General features: G+C 65.7%; 21 protein-coding genes. 8 read left to right on the plus strand and 13 right to left on the minus strand.

Features of this window, described 5'->3' with window-relative positions:
* Window positions 1–4: 4 nt before the first annotated feature.
* The 5 genes from DNK59_RS25570 to DNK59_RS25590 form a co-directional block, all read right to left on the minus strand.
* Window positions 5–1,144 (minus strand): homoserine O-acetyltransferase, encoded by a 1,140-nt coding sequence (locus DNK59_RS25570; RefSeq protein WP_092308785.1) that lies wholly within the window; start codon window positions 1,142–1,144, stop codon window positions 5–7.
* 163 nt (window positions 1,145–1,307) lie between these two features.
* Entirely contained in the window at window positions 1,308–1,601 is a 294-nt protein-coding gene (locus DNK59_RS25575; protein WP_110725043.1) for a DUF167 domain-containing protein, read from the minus strand.
* Window positions 1,602–1,617: 16 nt separating this feature from the next.
* A complete protein-coding gene (locus DNK59_RS25580) occupies window positions 1,618–2,208 on the minus strand; it encodes a YggT family protein (RefSeq protein WP_011064014.1) in 591 nt (196 codons plus the stop codon).
* 10 nt (window positions 2,209–2,218) lie between these two features.
* Window positions 2,219–3,037 carry a pyrroline-5-carboxylate reductase gene (proC, locus tag DNK59_RS25585; RefSeq protein ID WP_110725044.1) on the minus strand — a complete coding sequence of 273 codons (819 nt, stop codon included), beginning with the start codon at window positions 3,035–3,037 and terminating at the stop codon, window positions 2,219–2,221.
* A 34-nt stretch (window positions 3,038–3,071) separates the two neighbouring features.
* Window positions 3,072–3,770, minus strand: coding sequence for a YggS family pyridoxal phosphate-dependent enzyme (locus DNK59_RS25590; protein ID WP_110725045.1), 699 nt, complete (start codon window positions 3,768–3,770; stop codon window positions 3,072–3,074).
* Between the two features lie 190 nt (window positions 3,771–3,960).
* On the opposite strand from DNK59_RS25590, the gene DNK59_RS25595 reads away from it, so the two are divergent.
* Complete coding sequence (locus DNK59_RS25595) at window positions 3,961–4,995, plus strand: type IV pilus twitching motility protein PilT (RefSeq protein WP_110725046.1); 1,035 nt, start codon at window positions 3,961–3,963, stop codon at window positions 4,993–4,995.
* Window positions 4,996–5,073: 78 nt separating this feature from the next.
* On the opposite strand, the gene DNK59_RS25600 is transcribed toward DNK59_RS25595, so the two are convergent.
* Window positions 5,074–5,697: a C40 family peptidase gene (locus DNK59_RS25600; RefSeq protein ID WP_047289730.1), complete on the minus strand. Its 624-nt coding sequence runs from the start codon at window positions 5,695–5,697 to the stop codon at window positions 5,074–5,076.
* Between the two features lie 251 nt (window positions 5,698–5,948).
* Between DNK59_RS25600 and DNK59_RS25605 the strand changes: the two genes are divergently transcribed.
* Window positions 5,949–6,368, plus strand: a complete 420-nt coding sequence (locus DNK59_RS25605; RefSeq protein WP_092308800.1) for an NINE protein — start codon at window positions 5,949–5,951, stop codon at window positions 6,366–6,368.
* A gap of 59 nt (window positions 6,369–6,427) precedes the next feature.
* Here DNK59_RS25605 and DNK59_RS25610 read toward each other — a convergent pair whose 3' ends face one another.
* The 7 genes from DNK59_RS25610 to gshB all read right to left on the minus strand — a co-directional run bounded on the left by DNK59_RS25610 (window position 6,428) and on the right by gshB (window position 12,505).
* Complete coding sequence (locus tag DNK59_RS25610; protein ID WP_110725047.1) at window positions 6,428–7,699, minus strand: dihydroorotase; 1,272 nt, start codon at window positions 7,697–7,699, stop codon at window positions 6,428–6,430.
* The gene (locus tag DNK59_RS25615) at window positions 7,696–8,700 is read right to left on the minus strand and encodes an aspartate carbamoyltransferase catalytic subunit (RefSeq protein ID WP_092308806.1); all 1,005 of its coding nucleotides are present in this window, start codon (window positions 8,698–8,700) and stop codon (window positions 7,696–7,698) included. The genes DNK59_RS25610 and DNK59_RS25615 overlap by 4 nt, the downstream gene beginning before the upstream one ends.
* A 25-nt stretch (window positions 8,701–8,725) precedes the next feature.
* Window positions 8,726–9,232 carry a bifunctional pyr operon transcriptional regulator/uracil phosphoribosyltransferase PyrR gene (pyrR, locus tag DNK59_RS25620; RefSeq protein ID WP_092308809.1) on the minus strand — a complete coding sequence of 169 codons (507 nt, stop codon included), beginning with the start codon at window positions 9,230–9,232 and terminating at the stop codon, window positions 8,726–8,728.
* Between the two features lie 103 nt (window positions 9,233–9,335).
* A complete protein-coding gene (gene ruvX, locus DNK59_RS25625; RefSeq protein WP_092308812.1) occupies window positions 9,336–9,773 on the minus strand; it encodes a Holliday junction resolvase RuvX in 438 nt (145 codons plus the stop codon).
* Entirely contained in the window at window positions 9,773–10,342 is a 570-nt protein-coding gene (locus DNK59_RS25630) for a YqgE/AlgH family protein (RefSeq protein ID WP_092308815.1), read from the minus strand. The genes ruvX and DNK59_RS25630 overlap by 1 nt, the downstream gene beginning before the upstream one ends.
* Before the next feature lie 162 nt (window positions 10,343–10,504).
* The gene (locus DNK59_RS25635; RefSeq protein WP_110725048.1) at window positions 10,505–11,404 is read right to left on the minus strand and encodes an energy transducer TonB; all 900 of its coding nucleotides are present in this window, start codon (window positions 11,402–11,404) and stop codon (window positions 10,505–10,507) included.
* 129 nt (window positions 11,405–11,533) lie between these two features.
* Window positions 11,534–12,505 carry a glutathione synthase gene (gene gshB, locus DNK59_RS25640; protein ID WP_092308821.1) on the minus strand — a complete coding sequence of 324 codons (972 nt, stop codon included), beginning with the start codon at window positions 12,503–12,505 and terminating at the stop codon, window positions 11,534–11,536.
* Window positions 12,506–12,741: 236 nt separating this feature from the next.
* Here gshB and pilG point away from each other — a divergent pair, with 236 nt between their 5' ends.
* The 6 genes from pilG to DNK59_RS25670 all read left to right on the plus strand — a co-directional run bounded on the left by pilG (window position 12,742) and on the right by DNK59_RS25670 (window position 22,686).
* Complete coding sequence (gene pilG, locus DNK59_RS25645) at window positions 12,742–13,146, plus strand: twitching motility response regulator PilG (protein ID WP_016964938.1); 405 nt, start codon at window positions 12,742–12,744, stop codon at window positions 13,144–13,146.
* A gap of 57 nt (window positions 13,147–13,203) precedes the next feature.
* Window positions 13,204–13,569, plus strand: coding sequence for a twitching motility response regulator PilH (gene pilH / locus DNK59_RS25650; protein ID WP_042941009.1), 366 nt, complete (start codon window positions 13,204–13,206; stop codon window positions 13,567–13,569).
* 10 nt (window positions 13,570–13,579) lie between these two features.
* Complete coding sequence (locus DNK59_RS25655; protein WP_110725049.1) at window positions 13,580–14,119, plus strand: chemotaxis protein CheW; 540 nt, start codon at window positions 13,580–13,582, stop codon at window positions 14,117–14,119.
* A gap of 139 nt (window positions 14,120–14,258) precedes the next feature.
* Window positions 14,259–16,322 (plus strand): methyl-accepting chemotaxis protein, encoded by a 2,064-nt coding sequence (locus DNK59_RS25660; protein WP_060841527.1) that lies wholly within the window; start codon window positions 14,259–14,261, stop codon window positions 16,320–16,322.
* A gap of 24 nt (window positions 16,323–16,346) precedes the next feature.
* Complete coding sequence (locus tag DNK59_RS25665; RefSeq protein WP_110725050.1) at window positions 16,347–22,235, plus strand: Hpt domain-containing protein; 5,889 nt, start codon at window positions 16,347–16,349, stop codon at window positions 22,233–22,235.
* Window positions 22,228–22,686 carry a chemotaxis protein CheW gene (locus tag DNK59_RS25670; protein ID WP_110725051.1) on the plus strand — a complete coding sequence of 153 codons (459 nt, stop codon included), beginning with the start codon at window positions 22,228–22,230 and terminating at the stop codon, window positions 22,684–22,686. Before DNK59_RS25665 ends, DNK59_RS25670 begins: the two co-directional genes overlap by 8 nt.
* Window positions 22,687–22,689 lie beyond the last annotated feature (3 nt).

The raw sequence follows: 22,689 nt of genomic DNA on the forward strand, positions 1-22,689 counted from the left end.
GTCCTCACAGCGTTATGCGGTTCATGTAGTGACTAAAGGCCTGCAAGTAGCGCGGGATCGGGATCAGGAAGGCGTCGTGCCCCTGGGGTGCGTCGATCTCCAGGTAGCAGACGTCCTTGCGTGCGGCCATCAGCGCGTCCACCAGTTCCCGGGAGCGGGCCGGGGAGAAGCGCCAGTCGGTGGTGAAGGACATCACGCAGAACTTGGCGCTGGCGTTGGCGAAGGTCTTGGCCAGGTCGTCGTCGAAGTTCGCCGCCGGGTCGAAATAGTCCAGGGCCTTGGTCATCAGCAGGTAGGTGTTGGCGTCGAACCGCCCGGAGAACTCCTCGCCCTGATAGCGCAGGTAGCTTTCCACCTGGAACTCGACGCTGTGGAAGTCGTAGTTGAGCTTCTCGCTCTTGAGGCCGCGGCCGAATTTCTCGCCCATGGAGTCGTCGGACAGGTAGGTGATGTGCCCCACCATCCGCGCCAGCATCAGGCCGCGCTTGGGGATCACGCCCTGTTCCTGGAACGAGCCGCCGTGGAATTCCGGGTCGGTGAGGATCGCCTGGCGCGCCACTTCGTTGAAGGCGATGTTCTGCGCCGAGAGCTTGGGTGCCGAGGCGATGGCCAGGCAGTGCCGTACCCGGTCCGGGTAGGTGATGGTCCATTGCAGGGCCTGCATGCCACCCAGGCTGCCGCCGATCACCGCCGCCCACTGGCCGATGCCCAGGCGGTCCGCCAGGCGCGCCTGGCTGTGCACCCAGTCTTCCACGGTCAAGACCGGGAAGTCGGCGCCAAACGGCTTGCCGGTGTCCGGATTGATACTGCTGGGGCCGGTGGAGCCGTTGCAGCCGCCGAGGTTGTTGAGGCTGACCACGAAGAACTTGTTGGTGTCGATCGGCTTGCCCGGGCCGATGCAGCTGTCCCACCAGCCGGGCTTGCGGTCGTCAACGCTGTGGTAGCCGGCAGCGTGATGATGGCCGGACAGGGCGTGGCAGATCAGCACCGCGTTGCTGGCGCTGGCGTTGAGCTGTCCATAGGTTTCATAGATCAGGTCGTAGGCTGGCAGCGAGCGCCCGCAGGCCAGGGCCAGGGGTTCGCTGAAGTGGGCCAGTTGCGGTGTGACCAGACCAACAGAATCGGGGGGAAAGGCAGTTGGCATCGATCCTGCTCTCGTTCAAATGAGGCGTAAGTCTAAAGACCGCTGTCTCCAGCGGCAAGCAAAGCCCGGGGCTGTGTTTCGTCGGAGGAAATGGCGGGGGAGCTTGGTTGGCAAGCCTGCTCCTACGGCGGACATGGGGCGTAGGAGCCGGCTTGCCGGCGAATCAGGAGGGGCGGGCCAGCCCCGGCAGGGCGGGGGGGTTTTTCGGGGCTTGCAGGCGCACCCGTTTCTGCCGGTTCAACTCGCCGCTGACCAGGCTCACGTGGCTCTTGGGTATGCCGAAGGCCTTGGCCAGGAACGCCATCAGGTGCGCGTTGGCCTTGCCTTCCACGGGCGGCGCGGTGAGGCGGATTTTCAAGCGCTCCCCATGCAGGCCAGCGAACTCGTCGCTGCTGGCCTTGGGTTGCAGGTGGCAATCGAGGATCAGATCCTCACCGTCCCAGCGGAAATAGCTCACGCAGACAGTCCGCCGGTCAGATCAGCAGGCGCAGGATGTCCGGCATCATGGTCATGGCCGCCAGGTTGTTGATCACCAGCATGTCCAGCAGCTTGAGCACCATGAAGGCCAGGATCGGCGAGATATCCAGGCCGCCCATGCTCGGCAGGATGCGGCGGAACGGCGCCAGGGCCGGCTCGCAGATCTGGTTCACCAGCTCGGCGCCGGGGTTGTGGCTGCCAGGTGCGACCCAGGACAGGATCACGCTGATGATCAGGGCGAAGAAGAAGATCTTCAGGAACAGCGCGGTCACGCCGATGATCGACCAGATCAGCAGTTGCAGCGGGTTGCCGGTGGTGCCGTAGGTCAGCAGCAGGGTCAGGGCCATCAGCGCCAGCTGCACCAGGATCGCCAGCAGCAGTGAGGACATGTCCAGGCCGCCGATGCTCGGGATGACCCGGCGCATCGGCTTGAGCAGTGGCTGGGTGGCCCGCACGATGAACTGGCACAGCGGGTTGTAGAAGTTGGCGCGCACCAGTTGCAGGACGAAACGCATCAGCACGATCAGCAGGTACAGGCTGCCCAGGGTTTGCAGCACGTACACCGCGGCGGTGTTCAATCCAATCATCATTGGCTCCTTATTGGCCCAGTTGTTCGGCCATTTCGGCCGAGCGGTGCGCGGCGGCACCCAATGCTTTTTCCACCAGGGCTTCGAAGCCTCCAGCCTGGAACGACTTGATCGCCGCTTCCGTGGTCCCGGCCGGCGAGGTCACGCGGCGGCGCAGCTCGGCGGCATCGACATCGCTGGAAACGGCCATGTGGGCCGCGCCCAGGGCGGTTTGCAGGGTCAGTTGGGCGGCGGTTTCCCGGGGCAGGCCGAGTTTCTCGCCGGCGGCGGTCATGGCTTCGATCAGCAGGAAGAAATACGCCGGGCCGCTGCCGGATACCGCGGTCACCGCGTCCAGTTGCTGCTCCTGCTCCAGCCACAGGGCGATGCCCACGGCGGACAGCAGCTCTTCGGCCTGACGGCGCTGTTCGGCGCTGACCCGGGCATTGGCATACAGACCGCTGACGCCCTGGCGCAGCAGCGCCGGAGTGTTGGGCATGCAGCGCACTATGGGTTGTTCGCCAAGCCAGTTGTTCATGCTGGCGCAGGTGATGCCGGCGGCGATGGACACCACCAGTTGCTGCGGCTGCAGGCTCGGACGCAGGGCCTCGCACACGGCTTTCATGGCCTGGGGCTTGACCGCCAGGACGATCACGTCGACGCCATCGATGGCCTCGGCGTTATCGGCGAAGACCTGGATGCCGTGCTCGGCCGCCACCTTGGCGCGGGTTTCGGCGCCGGGGTCGCTGGCGCGGATCTGCGCCGCCTCCAGGCCTTTGGCCCGCAGGCCGCCGATGAGGCTGGCCGCCATGTTGCCGGCACCGATAAAAGCGATACGAGTCGTGTTCATGACAGGTCCTTATGAGAGGTCAGGGTCAGTCGCATCAGGACTGACTGTAGTCGCGGGCGCCAAACAGCGCGGTGCCGATCCGCACCCAGGTGGCGCCTTGGGCGATGGCCGCTTCGAGGTCGTGGCTCATGCCCATGGAAAGGGTGTCCAGGGGCAGCTTGAGGCTGTCCCGCAGTTGATTGTTCAAGGCCTGTACCGCCGCGAAGGCGGCCTCCTGGGCGGCCCGATCCTCGGTGGGCTCGGGAATCGCCATCAGTCCACGCAGTTGCAGGCGCGGCAGGGCGCTGATGGCGCTGGCCAGGTCTGGCAGGTCGGCCGGGCTGCAGCCGGACTTGCTGGCTTCGCCACTGACGTTCACCTGGATGCAGATGTTCAGCGGCGGCAGCTCGGCCGGGCGTTGCTCGGACAGGCGTTGGGCGATTTTCAGGCGATCCACGGAGTGCACCCAGGCGAAGTGCTCGGCGATGGCACGGGTCTTGTTCGACTGAATGGGGCCGATGAAGTGCCAACTCAAGGGCAGGTCGGTCAGTTCCTGTTGTTTGCCCAGGGCTTCCTGCAGGTAGTTCTCGCCGAAATCCCGCAGACCGGCGGCATAGGCCTCGCGCAGGGCGACGGCGGGTTTGGTCTTGCTCACCGCCAGCAGCTGGACACCGTGCGGGTCACGTTGTGTGGCCTGGCAGGCGTTGCGGATGCGCTCGGCTACCTGGGCAATGTTGTCTGCTATCGTGGACATTCGATTTCGTCTCAAAAGTACCGGCGGCCCTGACCAGCGGCCGCCGCGTGAATCCACCAGACCTCGCTTGCCGACCGGCCCGAGCAGCGCTCAAGGGCCGTGCCGGACACTGTCCGCCGCCGGGCAATCGAAGCTGCCGGGCGCGAGCGGGTCTGAAGCTCGCGGCATTCTACTGGAATTGGGGGGCTCTATGGACATCACCGAACTCCTGACCTTGAGCGTTTCCCGGGGCGCTTCGGACCTGCATCTTTCGGCTGGCCTGGCGCCGTTGCTGCGCATCGATGGCGATATTGCCCCGATGCAGGGGCCGGCCCTGGATGCGCGCCAGGTGCTGGCCCTGATTCATGGCCTGATGAGCGAAGCACAGCGCCAGGCATTCGCCGCCACCCAGGATCTGGACTTCGCCTACGAATTGCCGGGCGTGGCGCGGTTCCGGGTCAATGCTTTCCAGCATGCCCGTGGCGCCGGCGCGGTGCTGCGGCTGATCCCGCCACAGGTACAGAGCCTGGAGGCATTGGGGCTGGGGCAAGTGTTTCGGCAGATTGCCGAGTTGCCCCGCGGGCTGGTGCTGGTCACCGGGCCTACCGGCAGCGGCAAATCCACCACGCTGGCGGCGATGATCGATCATCTGAACCAACATCGGCAGCAGCACATTCTCACCATCGAGGACCCCATCGAGTTCGTGCATCCGCAGAAAAGCTGCCTGGTGCATCAGCGCGAGGTGCAACGCGATACCCAGAGTTTCGCCACCGCCTTGCGCGCGGCGTTGCGCGAGGATCCGGATGTGATCCTGCTGGGAGAACTGCGGGACCTGGACAGCATCCGCCTGGCCCTGACCGCTGCCGAAACCGGGCACCTGGTGTTCGCCACCCTGCACACGGCATCCGCGGCCAAGAGCATCGACCGGCTGGTGGACGTGTTCCCGGGGGAGGAGAAGGCCCTGGTGCGCTCGATGCTGGCCGAGTCGCTGCAGGCGGTGATCGCCCAGGGGCTGCTGAAGAAGGTGGGCGGTGGCCGGGGGGCGGCGCACGAGATCATGTTGGGCAGCCCGGCGATCCGCAACCTGATCCGCGAGGACAAGGGGGCGCAGATGTATTCGGCGATCCAGACCGGCGGCGGCCAGGGCATGCGCACGCTGGACATGAGCCTCAAGGCGTTGCTTGGGCAGGGGTTGATCAGTCGTGAACAGGCGCGTGAGCAGGCACGGATGCCGGAGAGTTTTTGACCAGGCTGGAAATGCATTCGCCGGCAAGCCGGCTCCTACGGTTGGGGGTAGGAGCCGGCTTGCCGGCGAATCGGTGTATCAGCGCTGCACGACCCGCAGGGGTGCGTGCTCCTTGGGCAGGACCCGCTTGGCAACCACATAGTGGCTCTGCCAGTAGGGCTTCTTCAGGGTGTCGATGGTCACCGCCTTGCCGCGCCGTGGGGCGTGGATAAAGCGGTCTTCGCCCAGGTAGATGGCGACGTGGTTGACCTTGCGGCTCTTGATGTTGAAAAACAGCAGGTCGCCGGGTTTCAGGTCCTTGCGCTCCACCTTCTGCCCGTGGCCGCTGGCCATGGCGTTGGAGGTGCGTGGCAGGTCCACGGCGGCTACGTCGTTGAAGGCGTAACGTACCAGGCCGCTGCAATCGAAGCCTTTACTTGGGCTGCTGCCGCCCCAACGATAAGGAGTACCGAGGACGTTGACCGCGCGGCTGAGGACCGTGGTGCTCGGCCGGCCGGCGTTGTTGGCTACCAGCTTGCTGTCGGCCTTGCTCAGGCGTGTAGGGTGCTTGATCGAAGTCTTGTTCTTGGCGGTGACCGTCGAAACATGAGGTTTCGGGGTGTAGCCATTAACGTTGGGAAGTCGTTGCTCACGGTTGGTGGCGTGGGCGGCCAGGGGCATTAATAGGCAAATGGTTAGCCATGTCTTGAAAAATGGTCGCATTAGGCAAGGCTCATATTTGGTTAGCGCGCAACTTTATAACAGCTTTCAGGTCACTTCCGTGGCCGTTTGTCGATTCAACCTTGGGGTCAACTTCGGCAAAGAGGTGGCAACTTGACGCAGAAAAACGTCGGAAGTCAGGCGGTACAAGGCCTCGACGGAGCAGAAGGTAACATTGGCCGCATGTCGAATGCCCGTAAAAAAGTCACAAAGTTTTCAAGAATATTTATCTATCACCTGCAAAGAGGCACTTAATGAACACCTATCGTCAGGATGCATTCCCCCACGACACCCACAGCAAGGTGATCGGTTATCTGCTGTGGATTTTCGGTTTTACCGGCGCTCACCGCTTCTATTACGGCAAGCCGGTGACCGGGACCATTTGGTTCTTCACCTTCGGTCTGTTGGGCATTGGCTGGCTGATCGACCTGTTCCTGATCCCGTCCATGGACCGGGAAGCGGACTTCAGGTTCACCGCAGGTCCGCTGGAATACAGCGTGGCCTGGATTCTGCTGACTTTTCTCGGGGTGTTCGGCGTGCACCGCATGTACCAGGGCAAATGGCTGAGCGGGGTGCTCTACCTGTTCACTGGTGGCCTGTTCTTCATTGGGGTGCTGTATGACTTCTGGACCCTGAACGATCAGGTGTCCCTGGAAAACGCCAAGCGCCGCTGACGGATTGAGCCGGCTCCACGTGGGAGCCGGCTCGCCGGCGAAGGCCGGCGCCGTGGACCTCAGCCCTGATAGCTGATGTGTCCATCCACCAGGGTGTAGCGCACCGCGCCCGGCAGGCTGTGGCCGAGGAACGGGCAGTTCTCGCCCTTGGACAGCCAGCGCTCGCCGGCCACGGTGGAGCTGGCCGGGTCGAACAGCACCAGGTCCGCCGGGCCACCTTCCACCAGCTTGCCCGCTGGCAGGCGCAAGGCAGCGGCCGGGCCGGCACTGAGGCGCGCCAGCAGGGTCGGCAGCTCCAGCAGGCCGTCCTGTACCAGGGTCAGGGCCAGCGGCAGCAACAGTTCGACGCTGCTGATGCCTGGTTCGGTGGCACCGAACGGCGCCAGCTTGGCATCGCGCTCATGGGGCTGGTGATGGCTGGAGATGGCCTGCACCACCCCTGACTTCACCGCTTTGCGCAGGGCATCACGGTCGGCCCGCGAGCGCAGCGGCGGCTGCACGTGATACAGGCTGGAGAAGTCGATCAGCGCCTCGTCGGTGAGGATCAGCTGGTACAAGGCAACATCGGCGGTCACTGGCAGGCCGCGGGCCTGGGCCTGGGCAATCAGTTCCACGCCGCGGGCGCTGGTCAGCTGGCTGAAGTGGGCGCGCACGCCGCTCTGTTCCACCAGCAGCAGGTCCCGGGCCAGGGCCACGGTTTCCGCGCTTTCCGGGATGCCCGGCAAACCGAGGAAGCTCGCGGTGGCGCCTTCATGGGCCAGGCCGCCTTCGGCCAGGTCGCGGTCCTGGGAGTGGAAGATCACCGTCAGGTCGAAGGTGGCGGCGTATTCCAGGGCGCGGCACAGGGTGCGGGTGCTGCGAAAACCCTCCAGGCCGTTGCCAAAAGCCACGCAACCGGCGTCACGTAAGGCGATCAGCTCTGCCAACTGTTCGCCTTCCAGGCCCTTGCTCAAGGCGCCGATGGGGAACACCTTGCTGTTGCCGGCTTCGCGGGCGCGGTCGAGGATCAGTTCGGCCACGGCCGAGGTGTCCAGCACTGGCTTGGTGCGCGGTGGGCAGCACAGGCTGGTGACGCCACCGGCTGCGGCGGCGCGGGTTTCGCTGGCGATGCTGCCCTTGCGGCTGTAGCCCGGCTCGCGCAGGGCCACGCTCAGGTCCACCAGGCCGGGCGCGGCCACCAGGCCCTTGGCGTCGATGCTGGTAACGGCGTTGAAACCATGGGGCGCGGCGCCGATGGCGACGATCTTGCCGGCTTCCAGGTGTAGATCATTGGTTTGATCCAGGCCGCTGCTTGGATCGATGACGCGGGCGCCGAGAATGCTGAGCTTCACTGGGCGTTCTCCTGCTCGAATTGTCGCTGGGCGGTCTGCCCGCTCATGGCCATGGACAGCACGGCCATGCGCACTGCAATGCCGTAGGTCACCTGATTGAGGATCACCGAGTGCGGACCGTCGGCCACCGCCGATTCGATCTCCACGCCACGGTTGATCGGGCCCGGGTGCATGACGATGGCGTCGGGCTTGGCCCCGGCCAGGCGCGCGGTGGTCAGGCCGAACAGGCGGTAGAACTCGCCTTCGCTGGGCAGCAGGCCGCCCTGCATGCGCTCGCGTTGCAGGCGCAGCATGATCACCACGTCGACATCTTTGAGGCCTTCGGTCATGTCGGTGTAGACCTTGACCCCGTACTGCTCGATGCCGATGGGCAGCAAGGTCTTCGGCGCGATCACGCGGATGTCCGGGCAACCGAGGGCTTTGAGCGCCAGCATGTTCGAACGCGCTACCCGCGAGTGCAGGATGTCGCCGACGATGGCCACCGAGAGGTTCTCGAAGCCGCCCTTGTGCCGGCGGATGGTCAGCATGTCGAGCATGCCCTGGGTCGGGTGGGCGTGACGGCCGTCGCCGCCGTTGATGATCGCCACCTGCGGGCACACGTGTTCGGCGATGAAGTGCGCGGCGCCGGAGTCGGCGTGGCGCACCACGAACATGTCGGCGGCCATGGCTTCCAGGTTGCGCAGGGTGTCCAGCAAGGTTTCACCCTTGCTCGCCGAGGAGGTCGAGACATTCAGGGTGATCACGTCCGCCGACAGCCGTTGGGCCGCCAGTTCGAAGGTGGTGCGGGTCCGGGTGGAGTTCTCGAAGAACACGTTGCATACGGTCTTGCCGCGCAGCAGCGGGACTTTCTTCACCGCCCGGGCGCCGACTTCGAGGAACGAGTCGGCGGTGTCGAGGATTTCTGTCAGCAGCTCGCGGTTCAGGCCGTCGAGGGACAGGAAATGGCGCAGCTGGCCCTGATCGTTGAGCTGCAGCGGGCGCTTGGCGTCTAGAGGCGTCATCGCAATGGACTCTTAAAAGGGCGAGTTAGAGGGCGAGGTCTTGGAGCTCGAGTTGAAGCGGCGCAGGACCTGACAATTTTACCCGCTCGTGGGCGGCCAGCGACAGGGTCGCGCCCACTACATTCGGCCGGATCGGCAGCTCGGCGGCGTTCAGGTCCAGCAGGCAGACCAGGGTCACGCTGGCCGGGCGGCCGTAGTCGAACAGTTCGTTGAGGGCTGCGCGCACGGTGCGGCCGCTCATCAGCACGTCGTCGATCAGCACCAGGTGCTGGCCTTCGATCTCGAACGGCAGCTCCGAGGGACGCACCTGCGGGTGCAGGCCGTTCTGGCTGAAGTCGTCGCGGTAGAAGGACACGTCCAGGGTGCCCAGGGGCGCGTCGCTGCCCAGGGCTTCCAGCAGGGCCTGGGCCACCCAGACGCCGCCGGTACGGATACCGATGAAGCGTGGCTCGCTGATAGCGCGCTGGGCCAGGTGGGCGTTGAGATCAGTGGCCATCTGGCTGATCAGGGCGGCGGGATTGGGCAGGCTCATGGTGGCTCCTTCGTGGGCTCGCGCCGGGCAGCTGGGCGCGGGGACTTGCGGCTGTCGGGCCAGGAGGCGCGCAGCCAGGGGCCGCGCATCTTCGGGATTGGTTTCAGGTGTTCAACAGGTCGGCGTTTTCATCGAGCCAGCCCTGCAGCAGCAGGGCCGCGGCGATGGCGTCCACCGGGTTGTCGCGGTAACTGCCTTTCTGTCCGCCCCGGGCCAGGCGTTCGCCCTTGGCCTCGAAGGTGGTCAGGCGTTCATCGTGGGTATAGAAGGGCACATTGAAGCGGCCGTTCAGGCGCCGGGCGAACTTCTCGGCACGCACGCACATGTCACTGGGTGTGCCGTCCATGTTCAGGGGCAGGCCCACCACCACGGCGTCGGGTTTCCACTCCTTGATCAGCGCCTCCACCTGATTCCAGTCCGGCACGCCGTTCTGCGCCTTCAAGGTGCACAGTTCGCGGGCCTGGCCGGTGATGGCCTGGCCGACGGCGACGCCGATCTGCTTGGTGCCGTAGTCGAAGCCGAGGATCAGTCGCAAGGCCATCAGGCGTGGCCCGCCTGGCTGGTGAGCAGGCTGAGGTTGACCCCCAGGTGCCGGGCGGCGGCTTCCAGGCGCAGTTCGCTGCTGGTGTTGAACAGGATGTCGGCGTCGAAGGGGCAGGTCAGCCAGGCGTTGTCCGCCAGCTCGGCTTCCAGTTGCCCGGCTTCCCAGCCGGCATAGCCCAGGGCGATCAGGCTCTTGCTCGGGCCGACGCCGTCGGCGATGGCAAACAGCACATCTTGAGAGGTGGACAGTGACAGCCCTTCGAGCTCCACCGTGGCCTGGTAGACCGGGCCGCTGGGGTGCAGGACAAAGCCGCGATCGGTCTGTACCGGGCCGCCGCTGAAGATCGGCACGTGCTGGCACAGCAGCGACGGCTCTTCGTCGGGGCGCAGTTGTTCGAGGATATCCGCCAGGTTCAGGTCCTGGGGCCGGTTGATCACCAGGCCCATGGCGCCACTGGCGTTGTGCTCGACGATGTAGGTCAAGGTCTGCGCAAAGTTCGGGTCGGCCATATGGGGCATGGCGATCAGGAAGTGATGCTTGAGATAGCTTGGGCTGACATTTTTCATGAGCGCTAGTGTGGCGGTGGCGGGCCCGGCTGACAAGCGTCACCCGGTGGGGGGCTGGCCTATCGCGAAGGCGTCGTTGGGGTTTGCGTTGCGCGGGCCTTTTCGCCGGCAAGTCGGCTCCTGCCCGGGCGTTGCTGTTTATGCCTGCCTGGCGGGGGCGGATCAGTTGCTCGACAGCTTGTCGCCCCGGGCGAAGCGCCAGGTGCGGATGATTTCCAGGCGGTCGATGTCCGACAGGTCGCCGGTGAAGGGCGCGAACGGCGCGGCCAGGCGCACGATGCGCTGGGCGGCCTGGTCCAGCAGCGGCTGGCCTGAGGATTCCAGCACCAGCACTTCATATAGCGAGCCGTCGCGGTTGATCGAAACCATCAGCCGCAAGTTGCCGTAGATCTGCTTGCGTCGCGCTTCCTCGGGGTAGTTGAGGTTGCCGATGCGCTCGACCTTCTTGCGCCACTCGTCCTTATACCAGGCGCCCTTGTCGCGCATGGTGGAGGCCGCGCTCAGGCGGTGGATGCGCGGGCGCTTGGCGTACAGCTGCTGTTCGTTGGCCAGTTCCGCTTCCAGGCTGGAAATCTCGCTGGACAGCTGGGAGCTGTCGAAGGTCGGGGTGTCGGCCTTGGGCGTCGGGTCTTTCCTGACCTCTTCGCGCTGGGTCACGGTCTTTTTCGGCTTCGGCGCGGTGGTGGCCACGGCGGCCTTGGGCGCGGCTTCCTTGACCTCGGGCTTGACCGACGGCGGCGGCACCACCTTTTTCACCGAGTTGTCCTGGAAAGGTGCCACTTCGGTGGTTTTCGGAATGGCCTTCTTGTCCAGGGTGCCGCTGCCTTCCTGGTGCTCCTGGGCGAGAAAGTCGGCCTTCTTCGGCTTGGTTTCGCTCTTGAAGGTGGCCAGGGTGATTTCCAGGGTCTTGCTGATGGCCTTGGGTTCGGCGAAGGAAAAGCCCAGGCCGAGGATCAGGGCCAGGTGCAGTAGCGCCGCCAGGAACAGGGTAAATCCCAGGCGATCGGCTGCGCGCACGCCGCCATGGGCAAGTTCTGGGGGCAGATCGGACGGCAGGCTCATCGGCGGTTCGACATCACGGCAGGCATCACACAACCAACATCAGGTTTTCACAGGCGGCGCATGATAACGCAATGTTGGTTGCAAGCCTTAGGTGCCAAGCGTCATGCGACAGGCTGCAGGTGACGCAGATCAAGCTTGTGGCTTGTTGCCGGCGGCTTGCAGCTTGCGCTCGATGGCATCCATCAACTGCGCGCCGATCTGGGTGCCGAAGGCGTTGTCGATCTCACGGATGCAGGTGGGGCTGGTGACGTTGATTTCCGTCAGGTGCTCGCCAATCACATCGAGGCCGACGAACAGCAGGCCCTTGGCCCGCAGGGTCGGGCCGACCTGGGCGGCGATCCAGCGGTCCTTGTCGCTCAGTGGACGGGCTTCGCCACGACCGCCGGCGGCCAGGTTGCCACGGGTTTCACCGGCGGCGGGGATGCGCGCCAGGCAGTAATCCACTGGTTCGCCATCGATCATCAGGATGCGCTTGTCACCGTCCTTGATCGCCGGCAGGTAGGCCTGGGCCATGATCTGCTGGCTGCCGAGCACGGTCAGGGTTTCCAGGATCACCGACAGGTTCGGGTCGCCGGCGCGGTGGCGGAAGATCGAAGTGCCGCCCATGCCGTCCAGCGGCTTGAGGATCACATCGCCATGCTCGGCGGCGAACTCGCGCAATACATCGGCGCGGCGGCTGACCACGGTCGGCGGGGTGCATTGCGGGAACAGGGTGGCGAACAGCTTTTCATTGCAGTCGCGCAGGCTCTGGGGCTTGTTGACCACCAGCACGCCGGCGCTTTCGGCTTGTTCCAGCAGGTAGGTGGAGTAGACGAACTCCATGTCGAACGGCGGGTCCTTGCGCATCAGGATCACGTCCAGATCGCTCAGCGGGCAGTCGATCTCGGCGTCCAGCTCGAACCATTTCTCCGGGTTGGCGAACACCTGCAGCGGGCGCATGCGTGCCCGCGCCACGCCAGCGCCCTGATACAGGTCGCGCTGCTCCATATAGAAGAGGGTCCAGCCGCGCTCCTGGGCGGCCAGCAGCATGGCCAGCGAGCTGTCCTTCTTGTAGGAGATGCTGGCGATAGGGTCCATGACAATCCCGAGGCGAACGCTCATGGGTGGATTCCTTTAAGAAAATGAGTGGGAGCAAGGCAAAAAAAGTGGCGTCAGAGTGGCGCTGACAAGGGCCTGGGTCAAGGAAAAACCACTGCCTGGCGTGGTCCATAGATTGCAGGGGGGAGAGTGTGCTAAAAAGGCTCGCATGCCGGGCCGAGGCCTTGAAGTTCAAGGGTTTCGAGCCTAGGCCAGCGGTACCGGATCAAATCATTCGCTGGGGCGATGGCAGAGCAGATATGGAACAGCATTCCAACGCCTTGAAGGTGATGGTGATCGACGATTCGAAGACGATTCGCCGCACGGCCGAAATGCTGTTGAAGAACGTCGGCTGCGAGGTCATTACCGCCGTGGACGGTTTCGAGGCCCTGGCCAAGATCGTCGATCATCATCCCGGCATCATCTTCGTCGACATCATGATGCCGCGGCTCGACGGCTATCAGACCTGTGCGCTGGTGAAGAACCACAGCGCGTTCAAGTCCATTCCAGTGATCATGCTGTCCTCCAAGGATGGCCTGTTCGACAAGGCCAAGGGGCGCATCGTCGGCTCCGACCAGTTTTTGACCAAACCTTTCAGCAAGGAAGAACTGCTGAGCGCAATCAAGGCCCACGTTCCGGACTTTGTCGCGCTTGCGCCACAGTAGACACGCACAATGGCGTCCGGCCCGCAGGCCGGACGCCCATACCGTATGGGGAAGACCATGGCTCGTATTCTGATCGTCGATGACTCGCCGACTGAAATGTACAAACTCACCGGCATGCTGGAAAAGCACGGCCATGAAGTGCTCAAGGCCGAGAACGGCGCCGATGGCGTGGCCCTGGCCCGGGAAGAAAAACCCGACGCGGTGCTTATGGACATCGTCATGCCCGGCCTCAACGGCTTCCAGGCCACCCGCCAGTTGACCAAGGACGCCGAGACCAGCCATATCCCGGTAATCATCATCACCACCAAGGATCAGGAAACCGACAAGGTCTGGGGCACTCGCCAGGGCGCCAAGGACTACCTGACCAAGCCGGTGGACGAAGAAACCCTGATCAAGACCCTGAACAGCGTCCTGGCCGGCTGATCGCCCGGCCATGAGCGAAACCCAGACCGCCTTCGAGCTGCTGCTGGAGATCGACCAGCGCTGTCGCCTGCTGGCCGCCGACCTGCCGTCCCAGGAAACCCGCCAGCACGGCTGGAGCGGTATCGGCTTTCGCCTCGGGGAGCACTGGTACGTGGCGGCCATGGGCGAAATCAGCGAGGTGCTGCACGAGCCGCGCTACACCCTGCTGCCCGGGGTCAAGCCCTGGGTCAGGGGCGTGGTCAACCTGCGCGGGCGGCTGCTGCCGATCATGGACCTGTGCGCCTTCTTCGGTCATGAGCTGTCGCCCCTGCGCAAGCAGCGGCGGGTGCTGGTGGTGGAGTACAAGGAGCTGTTCGCCGGCCTGCTGGTGGATGAAGTGGCGGGCCTCAAGCATTTCGCCCAGGACAGTCTGGAGCCCGGCCCCGGCGACTTTGCCATTGCGGCGATCAGCCCCTACCTGCAGGGGCAGTTTCGCAGCGACCAGCTCTGGCAGGTCTTCAGCCCCTTCGCCCTGGCCCGCTCGCCGGCGTTCCTGGAGGTGGCGGCGTGAGCCTCGCCCGGTCCCGCTTGCCCTGCGTTCGCTGTACCCCGGCCAGCCCTGCTGCCCTGGTTCCATCCATGCTGCCCGAGCGTTGCGCGCGCCCCGGGCTCCTGAAAGCGGGATCGCCCGCTCGTCACAGGCCTGATCGATGACCAAAGCCAAAACCGGCAAGCCCCTGGAAGGCTCCCGCAGTCGCTCGCAGATCATCGTGCTGTTCATCGCACTGATCGTGTTCATCATGCTGCTGTTCGCCAACTTCGCTTACCTGAACACCCAGGCCACCTACGACAAGCAGTACATCGGCCACGCCGGCGAGTTGCGAGTGCTGTCCCAGCGCATCGCCAAGAACGCCACCGAAGCGGCGGCCGGCAAGGCCGCAGCGTTCAAGCTGCTGGGGGATGCGCGCAACGACTTTGCCCAGCGCTGGAGCTACCTGAAGAAGGGCGACCCGGCTACCGGCCTGCCCGGGGCGCCGGTGGTGCTGCGCCAGGAAATGCGCGCCGTGCAGCTGGACTGGGAGAAACTGCTGAAGAACGCCGATGTCATCCTCGGCAGCGAGCAGACGGTGCTGTCCCTGCATCAAGTGGCGGCGACCCTGGCGGAAACCGTGCCCCAGTTGCAGGTGGAATACGAGAAGGTGGTGGAGATCCTGCTGCAGCGCGGCGCGCCGGCCGCCCAGGTGGCCATGGCCCAGCGCCAGTCGCTGCTGGCCGAGCGGATTCTCGGGGCGGTCAACACGGTGCTGGCCGGCGACGAAAATGCGGTCCAGGCCGCCGACGCCTTTGGCCGGGATGCCGCGCGCTTTGGCCAGGTCCTCAACGGCATGCTGCAGGGCAACCCAGGGTTGAAGATCAGCCAGGTCGAAGACCCGGACGCCCGGGCCCGGCTGGCGGAGATTTCCGAGTTGTTCGAGTTCGTCTCCGGTTCCGTGGATGAGATCCTCGAAACTTCCCCCGAGCTGTTCCAGGTCCGAGAATCGGCGAGCAACATCTTCAGCCTGTCCCAGACCTTGCTGGACGAAGCCTCGCTGCTGGCCACCGGCTTCGAGAACCTGGCCGGCAGCCGCAAGCTGGACACCATCGGCGGTTATGTCCTGGGCCTGCTGGCCCTGGCTTCGATCATCCTCATCGGCCTGGTGATGGTCCGCGAAACCAACCGCCAGCTGCGGGAAACCGCCGAGAAGAACGAGCGCAACCAGAACGCGATCATGCGCCTGCTGGACGAGATCGAAGACCTGGCCGACGGCGACCTGACGGTGACCGCCTCGGTCACCGAGGACTTCACCGGGACCATCGCCGACTCCATCAACTATTCCGTCGACCAGTTGCGCGACCTGGTGGCCACCATCAACCTCACGGCGGGCCAGGTGGCCGGCGCGGTGCAGGAAACCCAGGCCACCGCCATGCAACTGGCCGAAGCCTCCGAGCACCAGGCCCAGCAGATTTCCGAAGCCTCCACGGCGATCAACGAGATGGCCCAGTCCATCGATCAGGTGTCGGCCAACGCCGCCGAGTCGTCGGCGGTGGCCGAGCGCTCGGTGGAGATCGCCAACAAGGGCAACGAGGTGGTGCACAACACCATCCACGGCATGGACAACATCCGCGAGCAGATCCAGGACACCGCCAAGCGCATCAAGCGCCTGGGCGAGTCCTCTCAGGAAATCGGCGACATTGTCAGCCTGATCGACGACATCGCCGACCAGACCAACATCCTCGCCCTCAACGCGGCGATCCAGGCCTCCATGGCCGGCGATGCCGGACGCGGTTTCGCCGTGGTGGCCGACGAAGTGCAGCGGCTGGCGGAGCGCTCCTCTGCGGCCACGCGGCAGATCGAGACTCTGGTACGGGCGATCCAGACCGACACCAACGAAGCGGTGATCTCCATGGAGCAGACCACCACCGAAGTGGTGCGCGGCGCGCGCCTGGCCCAGGACGCGGGGGTGGCCCTGGAAGAGATCGAAGGCGTGTCCAAGACCTTGGCGGCGCTGATCCAGAGCATCTCCAACGCGGCCCAGCAGCAGACCACGTCGGCCGGGCAGATCTCCCTGACCATGAACGTGATCCAGCAGATCACCTCGCAAACCTCGTCCGGCTCCACCGCGACCGCCGAGAGCATCGGCAACCTGGCGAAAATGGCCAGCCAGCTGCGCCGCTCGGTGTCTGGCTTCACCTTGCCGGCCACCCGGGCCCCGGCCCCGAATGACAATCGCTGACGCAAGGCTTTGACGGGAGTGGTGATGGTGGACCGGCATGACTATGTGGCCCTGGAATGGGTCAAGGGCGAAATTGCCGAAACCTTGAAGCAGGCGCATCAGGCGTTGGAGCACCTGGCGGATGACCCCCAGGACCCGGATGCCCTCGGCCAGTGCCAGGCGGGGATCCACCAGGTCCATGGCAGCCTGCAGATGGTGGAGTTCTACGGTGCCGCGCTGCTGGCCGAGGAAATGGAAAAGCTCGCCCAGGCCCTGCAGCAGAACCGCGTGGCCCAGCGCGACGAAGCCCTGCGCCTGCTGCGCCAGGCCATCGGCCAACTGCCCCAGTACCTGGACCGGGTGCAGAGTGCCCGCCGCGACCTGCCCCTGGTGGTGCTGCCGCTGCTCAACGATCTGCGCAGTGCCCGGGGCGAAGGCCTGCTCTCGGAAACCAGCCTGTTCAGCCCGCAGCTGCCCAGCCTGCCGCCCCTGTCCGACAAGGCCCTGGCGGCTCTGCAGCCGCTGGAGTTTCCCACCCAGATGCGCAAGTTGCGGCACCTGCTGCAAACCGCGCTGGTGGACCTGCTGCGCGAGCAGGACGCCGAACACTGCCTGGGCCACATGGCCAAGGTCTTCGAACGCCTGGAGGCGCTGTGCCAGGACGCGCCGCTAGCGCCCTTATGGCACATCGCCTCGGCCCTGGTGGAAGGCATGCGCCAGGGTGTGATCGCCAACAGCCCGGCGGTGCGCAGCCTGCTCAAGGACGCCGACAAGGAACTCAAGCGACTGCTGGAACAGGGCATGCCCGGGATCAACCAGGCCGCGCCCGATGAGTTGCTCAAGAGCCTGCTGTTCTACATCGCCAAGGCGCGCCATCCCACCCCATTGATGCTGACCATGAAAGAACGTTACGGACTGGACGACGCGCTGCCCGACAGCGCGGTGGTGGACGAGGAACGGGCCCGCCTGGCCGGGCCCGACCGCGATGCCATGCGCTCGGTGCTGACCGCGGTGTGCGACGGCCTGGTGCGGGTCAAGGAGCGCCTCGACCTGTTCGTGCGCAGCGACCGCCAGCATACCGGTGACCTGGACAGCCTGTTGTCGCCCTTGCGGCAGATCGCCGACACCTTGGCGGTGCTGGGTTTCGGCCAGCCACGCAAGGTGATCATCGACCAGTTGGCGGTGGTCCAGAGCCTGGTCCAGGGCCAGCGCGCGCCGGACGACGCGGTGTTGATGGATGTGGCCGGGGCCTTGTTGTATGTCGAGGCGACCCTGGCCGGGATGGTCGGCACCGTGGAGCCGGAAAGTCCCGAGGACAGCCGCCTGCCCACCACCGACCTGACCCAGATCCATCAGTTGGTGATTCAGGAAGCCCTGATCTGTCTGCGTCAGGCCAAGGACCTGATCGGCGAGTGCATCGAAGCCGACTGGGAACGCGAGCAACTGGTGTCGGTGCCCGAGCTGCTGACCCAGGTGCGCGGCGCGCTGGCGATGATCCCGCTGCCCCGTGCCGCGAGCCTGATGGAGGCTTGCAATCGCTTCATCACCCAACAGCTGCTGCTGGATTTGCCCCGGCCGGACTGGCGGCAGCTGGATCACCTGGCGGATGTGATCACCAGCCTGGAGTACTACCTGGAGCGCTTGAAGGAGGATCACCAGGCGCCGGGGGAGAAGTTTCTCGACCTGGCGGAACAGGGCCTGACGGCTCTGGGACATGCCCCCGTGGCGCAAGCGCCATTGCCGGAGCGGCCCCCGAGCGCTGGCGAGGCGCTGCCGGTGTCCCAGGCGGCGGATGAGCCCCGGCCGGCCCAGTCTCTGGCCGATGCGCTGGCAGCACCGGTGTCGGCCCTCAACCCGCCGGCCCTGATCACCCCCGGTAGCCTGCTGCCACCGCCGGTGGACGAAGAGCCGGTCGACGATGAGCTGCGGGAAGTCTTCCTCGAAGAAACCGAGGAAGTGCTCGACGTGCTCCGCGAATACCTGCCGCGCTGGACGGCTGAGCCCCAGGGCCAGGCTGCCCTGAGCGAGTTGCGTCGGGCCTTTCACACCCTCAAGGGCAGCGGGCGCATGGTGCGCGCCCTGGTCCTGGGGGAGCTGGCCTGGGCCGTGGAAAACCTGCTCAACCGGGTGCTGGAGCACAGCCTTGCCCCCAGCGCCGAAGTCCGCCAACTGGTGGCCGACACCCTGCAACTGCTGCCGGAGCTGATCGGCGAATTCGCTGCCCGGGCCCAGCGCCAGCGCGACGATGTCGACCGCCTGGCCGCCCGCGCCCATGCCCTGGCCAAAGGTGCCGAGGTCGGCGCCGCTCCTGAAGGGCAGGCCCTGGACCCGCAGTTGCTGGAGATCTTTCGCGCCGAAGCCCAGACCCACCTGGACAGCATCCAGCGTTTTCTCGAACGGGCCGCCGAGCACCTGCCGCTGCAGGCCAGCGATGAACTGCAGCGGGCCCTGCACACCCTCAAGGGCAGCGCCTCCATGGCCGGGGTGCTGCCGATGGCCGAGCTGGCCGGGCCCTTCGATCAACTGGCCCGGGAATACCGGGCCCACCTGATTCCCCTGGACCTGGACGAAGTCGAGCTGCTGCTGGAAGCCGAAGGCCTGCTGCGCCGTGGGTTGCGGCAACTGGACAGCGATCCGCTGGCGCCCATCGACGGTGCCCGCTCGCTGGTGGGGCGCGCCCTGGCACTGCTCGGCGAACGCCTGGACAGCCTGCTCAACGCCCCGGACGCGGCGCCCCGGGCCAAGCGCGATCCACAGTTGATCAGCAACTTCCTGGCCCAGGGCATGGATATCCTGCTGGACGCCGACAGCCTGCTGCGGCGCTGGCGGCAGCACCCCGGCGAGCGCCAGGAACTCAGTGCCTTGCTGGACGAACTGACCACCCTCGGTGAAGGCGCGCACCTGGCCGACCTGCACCCGGTGGATGAACTCTGCGAAGCCCTGCTCGACCTCTACGGCGCGGTGGAGGAGAGCAGCCTGGCGGTCAGCGAGCGCTTCTTCCACGAGGCGGAAAGCGCCCACGAGGCGTTACTCAACATGCTCGACGAACTGGCCGCAGGCCAGGAAGTCAGCCCCTGTGCGGAGCGCGTTCAGGCTCTGCGCGATTTGCTGCACGAAGGCCTGGATCCGGGGGCCACCGGCCTGATCAAGAGCGATGGCAGTCGAGCCTTGAGCATCAGTGAACTGGGAGCGGCCACCGTGCGCCTGGCGCAGACGGACGCAGACACGGAGATTGTCGACATTTTCCTCGAAGAGGCGGTGGACCTCCTGGAAAGCGCCGATCAAGCCCTGCAACGCTGGTTGGCGGACCCGGAAAACGGCGCGCCGCTGTCCTCCCTACAGCGGGACCTGCACACCCTCAAGGGAGGGGCGCGGATGGCCGAAGTGACGCCAGTGGCGGAGCTGGCCCTGGAGCTGGAGTCGCTGTACGAGGGCCTGGTGGATCGGCGCTACAGCTACAGCCAGCACCTGGGCCTGCTGTTGCGCGGCAGTCATGAACAACTGGCGTTGCTGCTGCATCAGCTGCAGAGTGCGCGGCCCCTGGACGACTCCCGGGCTCAGGTCGAAGCCGTGCGCGCCTACCGGCAGCAGGCGGCCAGCCCCGCCGACACGGCCGAGAGCGCGCCCTCCCAGGACAGCTCGGCCCAGGATCCGGAGCTGCTGGAGATCTTCCTCGAAGAAGGCTTCGACATCATCGACAGCTCCGCCGCGGCCCTGGCCCGCTGGCAGGCCGACCCCCAGGCGCGGCAGGAAGTGGAAACCCTGCTGCGCGACCTGCACACCCTCAAGGGTGGGGCGCGGATGGTGGAAATCGCCCCCATCGGCGACCTGGCCCATGAGCTGGAGTTTCTCTTCGAAGGCTTGTCCGCCGGGCTGCTGCAACCCAGCCCGGCGTTGTTCACCCTGCTGCAGAAAAGCCACGACCGCCTGGCGCAGATGCTCGATGCGGCCCGCGCCGGGCAACCCATCGAGCCGGCACAGAAGCTGCTCGAAGCGATCCACGACCTGAGCCATCCGCGCGTGCCGACCGGCCCCGGGGTGCCAGCGCCGTTGCCGGCGGGCAAGCCGGAACCGGCGGCCACCGCGGAGGCCGCGGTGGCGGGCGACATGGTCAAGGTGTCGGCGGAACTGCTGGACGATCTGGTGAACCTGGCCGGGGAGACTTCGATCTTCCGGGGGCGCATCGAACAGCAGGTCAACGATGCTCGGGTGGCCCTCGGCGAAATGGAAACCACCATCGAACGCATGCGTGACCAGCTGCGGCGCCTGGACACCGAAACCCAGGGGCGCATCCTCAGTCGCCAGCAAGTGGAGGCCGAGCGCCTGGGCTACGAGGAATTCGACCCGCTGGAAATGGACCGGCATTCGCAGTTGCAGCAGTTGTCCCGGGCCCTGTTCGAGTCGGCCTCGGACCTGCTGGACCTCAAGGAAACCCTCGACCGGCGCAACCACGACGCCGAGAACCTGTTGCAGCAGCAGGGACGGATCAACACCGAGTTGCAAGAAGGCCTGATGCGCACGCGCATGGTGCCTTTCGAGCGCATGGTGCCCAGGCTCAAGCGCATCGTGCGCCAGGTGGCCGAAGAGCTGGGCAAGGACGTGGAGTTCGTGGTGGGCAACGCCGAAGGGGAAATGGACCGCAACGTTCTCGAACGCATGGTCGCGCCCCTGGAGCACATGTTGCGCAATGCCGTGGATCACGGCCTGGAGGCCGCCGACGTGCGCCGCGCCGCGGGCAAGCCGCCCCGGGGGCGGATCAGCCTCGACCTGTCCCGGGAAGGCGGCGACATCATCTTCGACATGCGCGACGATGGCGCCGGGGTGCCCCTGGAAGCCGTGCGCGCCAAGGCCATCAAGCGCGGCCTGCTGGACCCCCAGGCGCAGATCAGCGACCGCGAAGTGCTGCAATTCATCATGCAGCCGGGTTTTTCCACCGCCGAGAAAATCACCCAGATTTCCGGACGCGGGGTGGGCATGGACGTGGTCCATGAAGAGGTGCGGCAGCTGGGCGGCAGCATGAGCATCGACTCGATTGCCGGCCAGGGCGTGCATTTTCGCATTCGCCTGCCCTTCACCGTATCGGTCAACCGGGCGTTGATGGTGCAGTGCGCCGATGAGCAATACGCGATTCCGCTGAACACCGTCGAAGGCATCGTCCGAGTCCTGCCCGGGGAACTGGACGGCTATTACCAGCTCGACCCGCCGCGCTATGAATACGCGGGCCAGGTGTATGACCTGTGCTACCTGGGGGAGCTGCTGCACACCGTGCCGCGCCCGAAACTGCTGGGCCAGGTGCTGCCGCTGCCGGTGCTGCTGGTGCACTGCAACGAACAGCGCATTGCCGTGCAGGTGGATGTCACGGCCGGCACCCGGGAGATCGTGGTCAAGAGCCTGGGGCCGCAGTTCGCGGCGGTGCAGGGGCTGTCGGGGGCGACCATTCTCGGCGATGGCCGGGTGGTGCTGATTCTCGATCTGCTGGCGCACATCCGCGCGTTGCAGCTCCAGGCACCGCGTCCGGGGCCGAGCGGTGAGGCTGCGGCCGCCGAAGTCCAGTTGCCCCGGCCGATGCTGGTGCTGGTGGTGGACGACTCGGTCACCGTGCGCAAGGTCACCAGCCGTCTGCTGGAGCGTCATGGCATGAACGTGCTCACCGCCAAGGATGGGGTCGACGCCATGACGCTGTTGGCCGAGCACACCCCGGACCTTATGCTGCTGGACATCGAGATGCCGCGCATGGACGGCTTCGAAGTGGCGATCCAGGTACGCAACGACCCGCGCCTGCAGCACTTGCCGATCATCATGATCACCTCCCGTACCGGGCAGAAACACCGCGACCGGGCCATGGCCATCGGGGTCAACGACTACCTCGGCAAGCCCTATCAAGAATCGGTGCTGCTGGAAAGCATCGCCCTGTGGAGCAAGCCCCATGCTTGAGCACCGCGCCAGCACCCTGACCGGCCTGTTGCTGCCCCTGGCGGACCGCACCCTGATCCTGCCCAACGTGGCGGTGGCCGAGTTGATCGACTATCAGCAGGGCAGCTTCGACCTGGATTCGCCGCCCTGGTACCTGGGCCGGGTGCTGTGGCGCGAGCGGTGGATTGCGCTGATCAGCTTCGAGTCGGCCTGTGGCGCCAAGACGGTGATCGGCGAGCGGGCGCGGATCGTCGTGCTCAACGCCCTGGGCGGGCGCCCGGAGCTGAAGTTCATGGCCCTGCTGGTGCAGGGCATTCCCCGTTCCTGCAAGCTCGACAGCCAGTTGAGTTATGTCGATGTGCCGTTGGCGCCCCTGGAGAAGGCCGCGGTGCAGGTGGCCGAGCAAGTGGCCAAGGTGCCGGATCTGTTGGCGCTGGAGGAGTTGCTGGTGGAGGCGGGGCTGCCGCTCTAGGGC

This window comes from Pseudomonas sp. TKO26 (genome assembly GCF_003225665.1).
Lineage (GTDB): Bacteria > Pseudomonadota > Gammaproteobacteria > Pseudomonadales > Pseudomonadaceae > Aquipseudomonas > Aquipseudomonas saponiphila.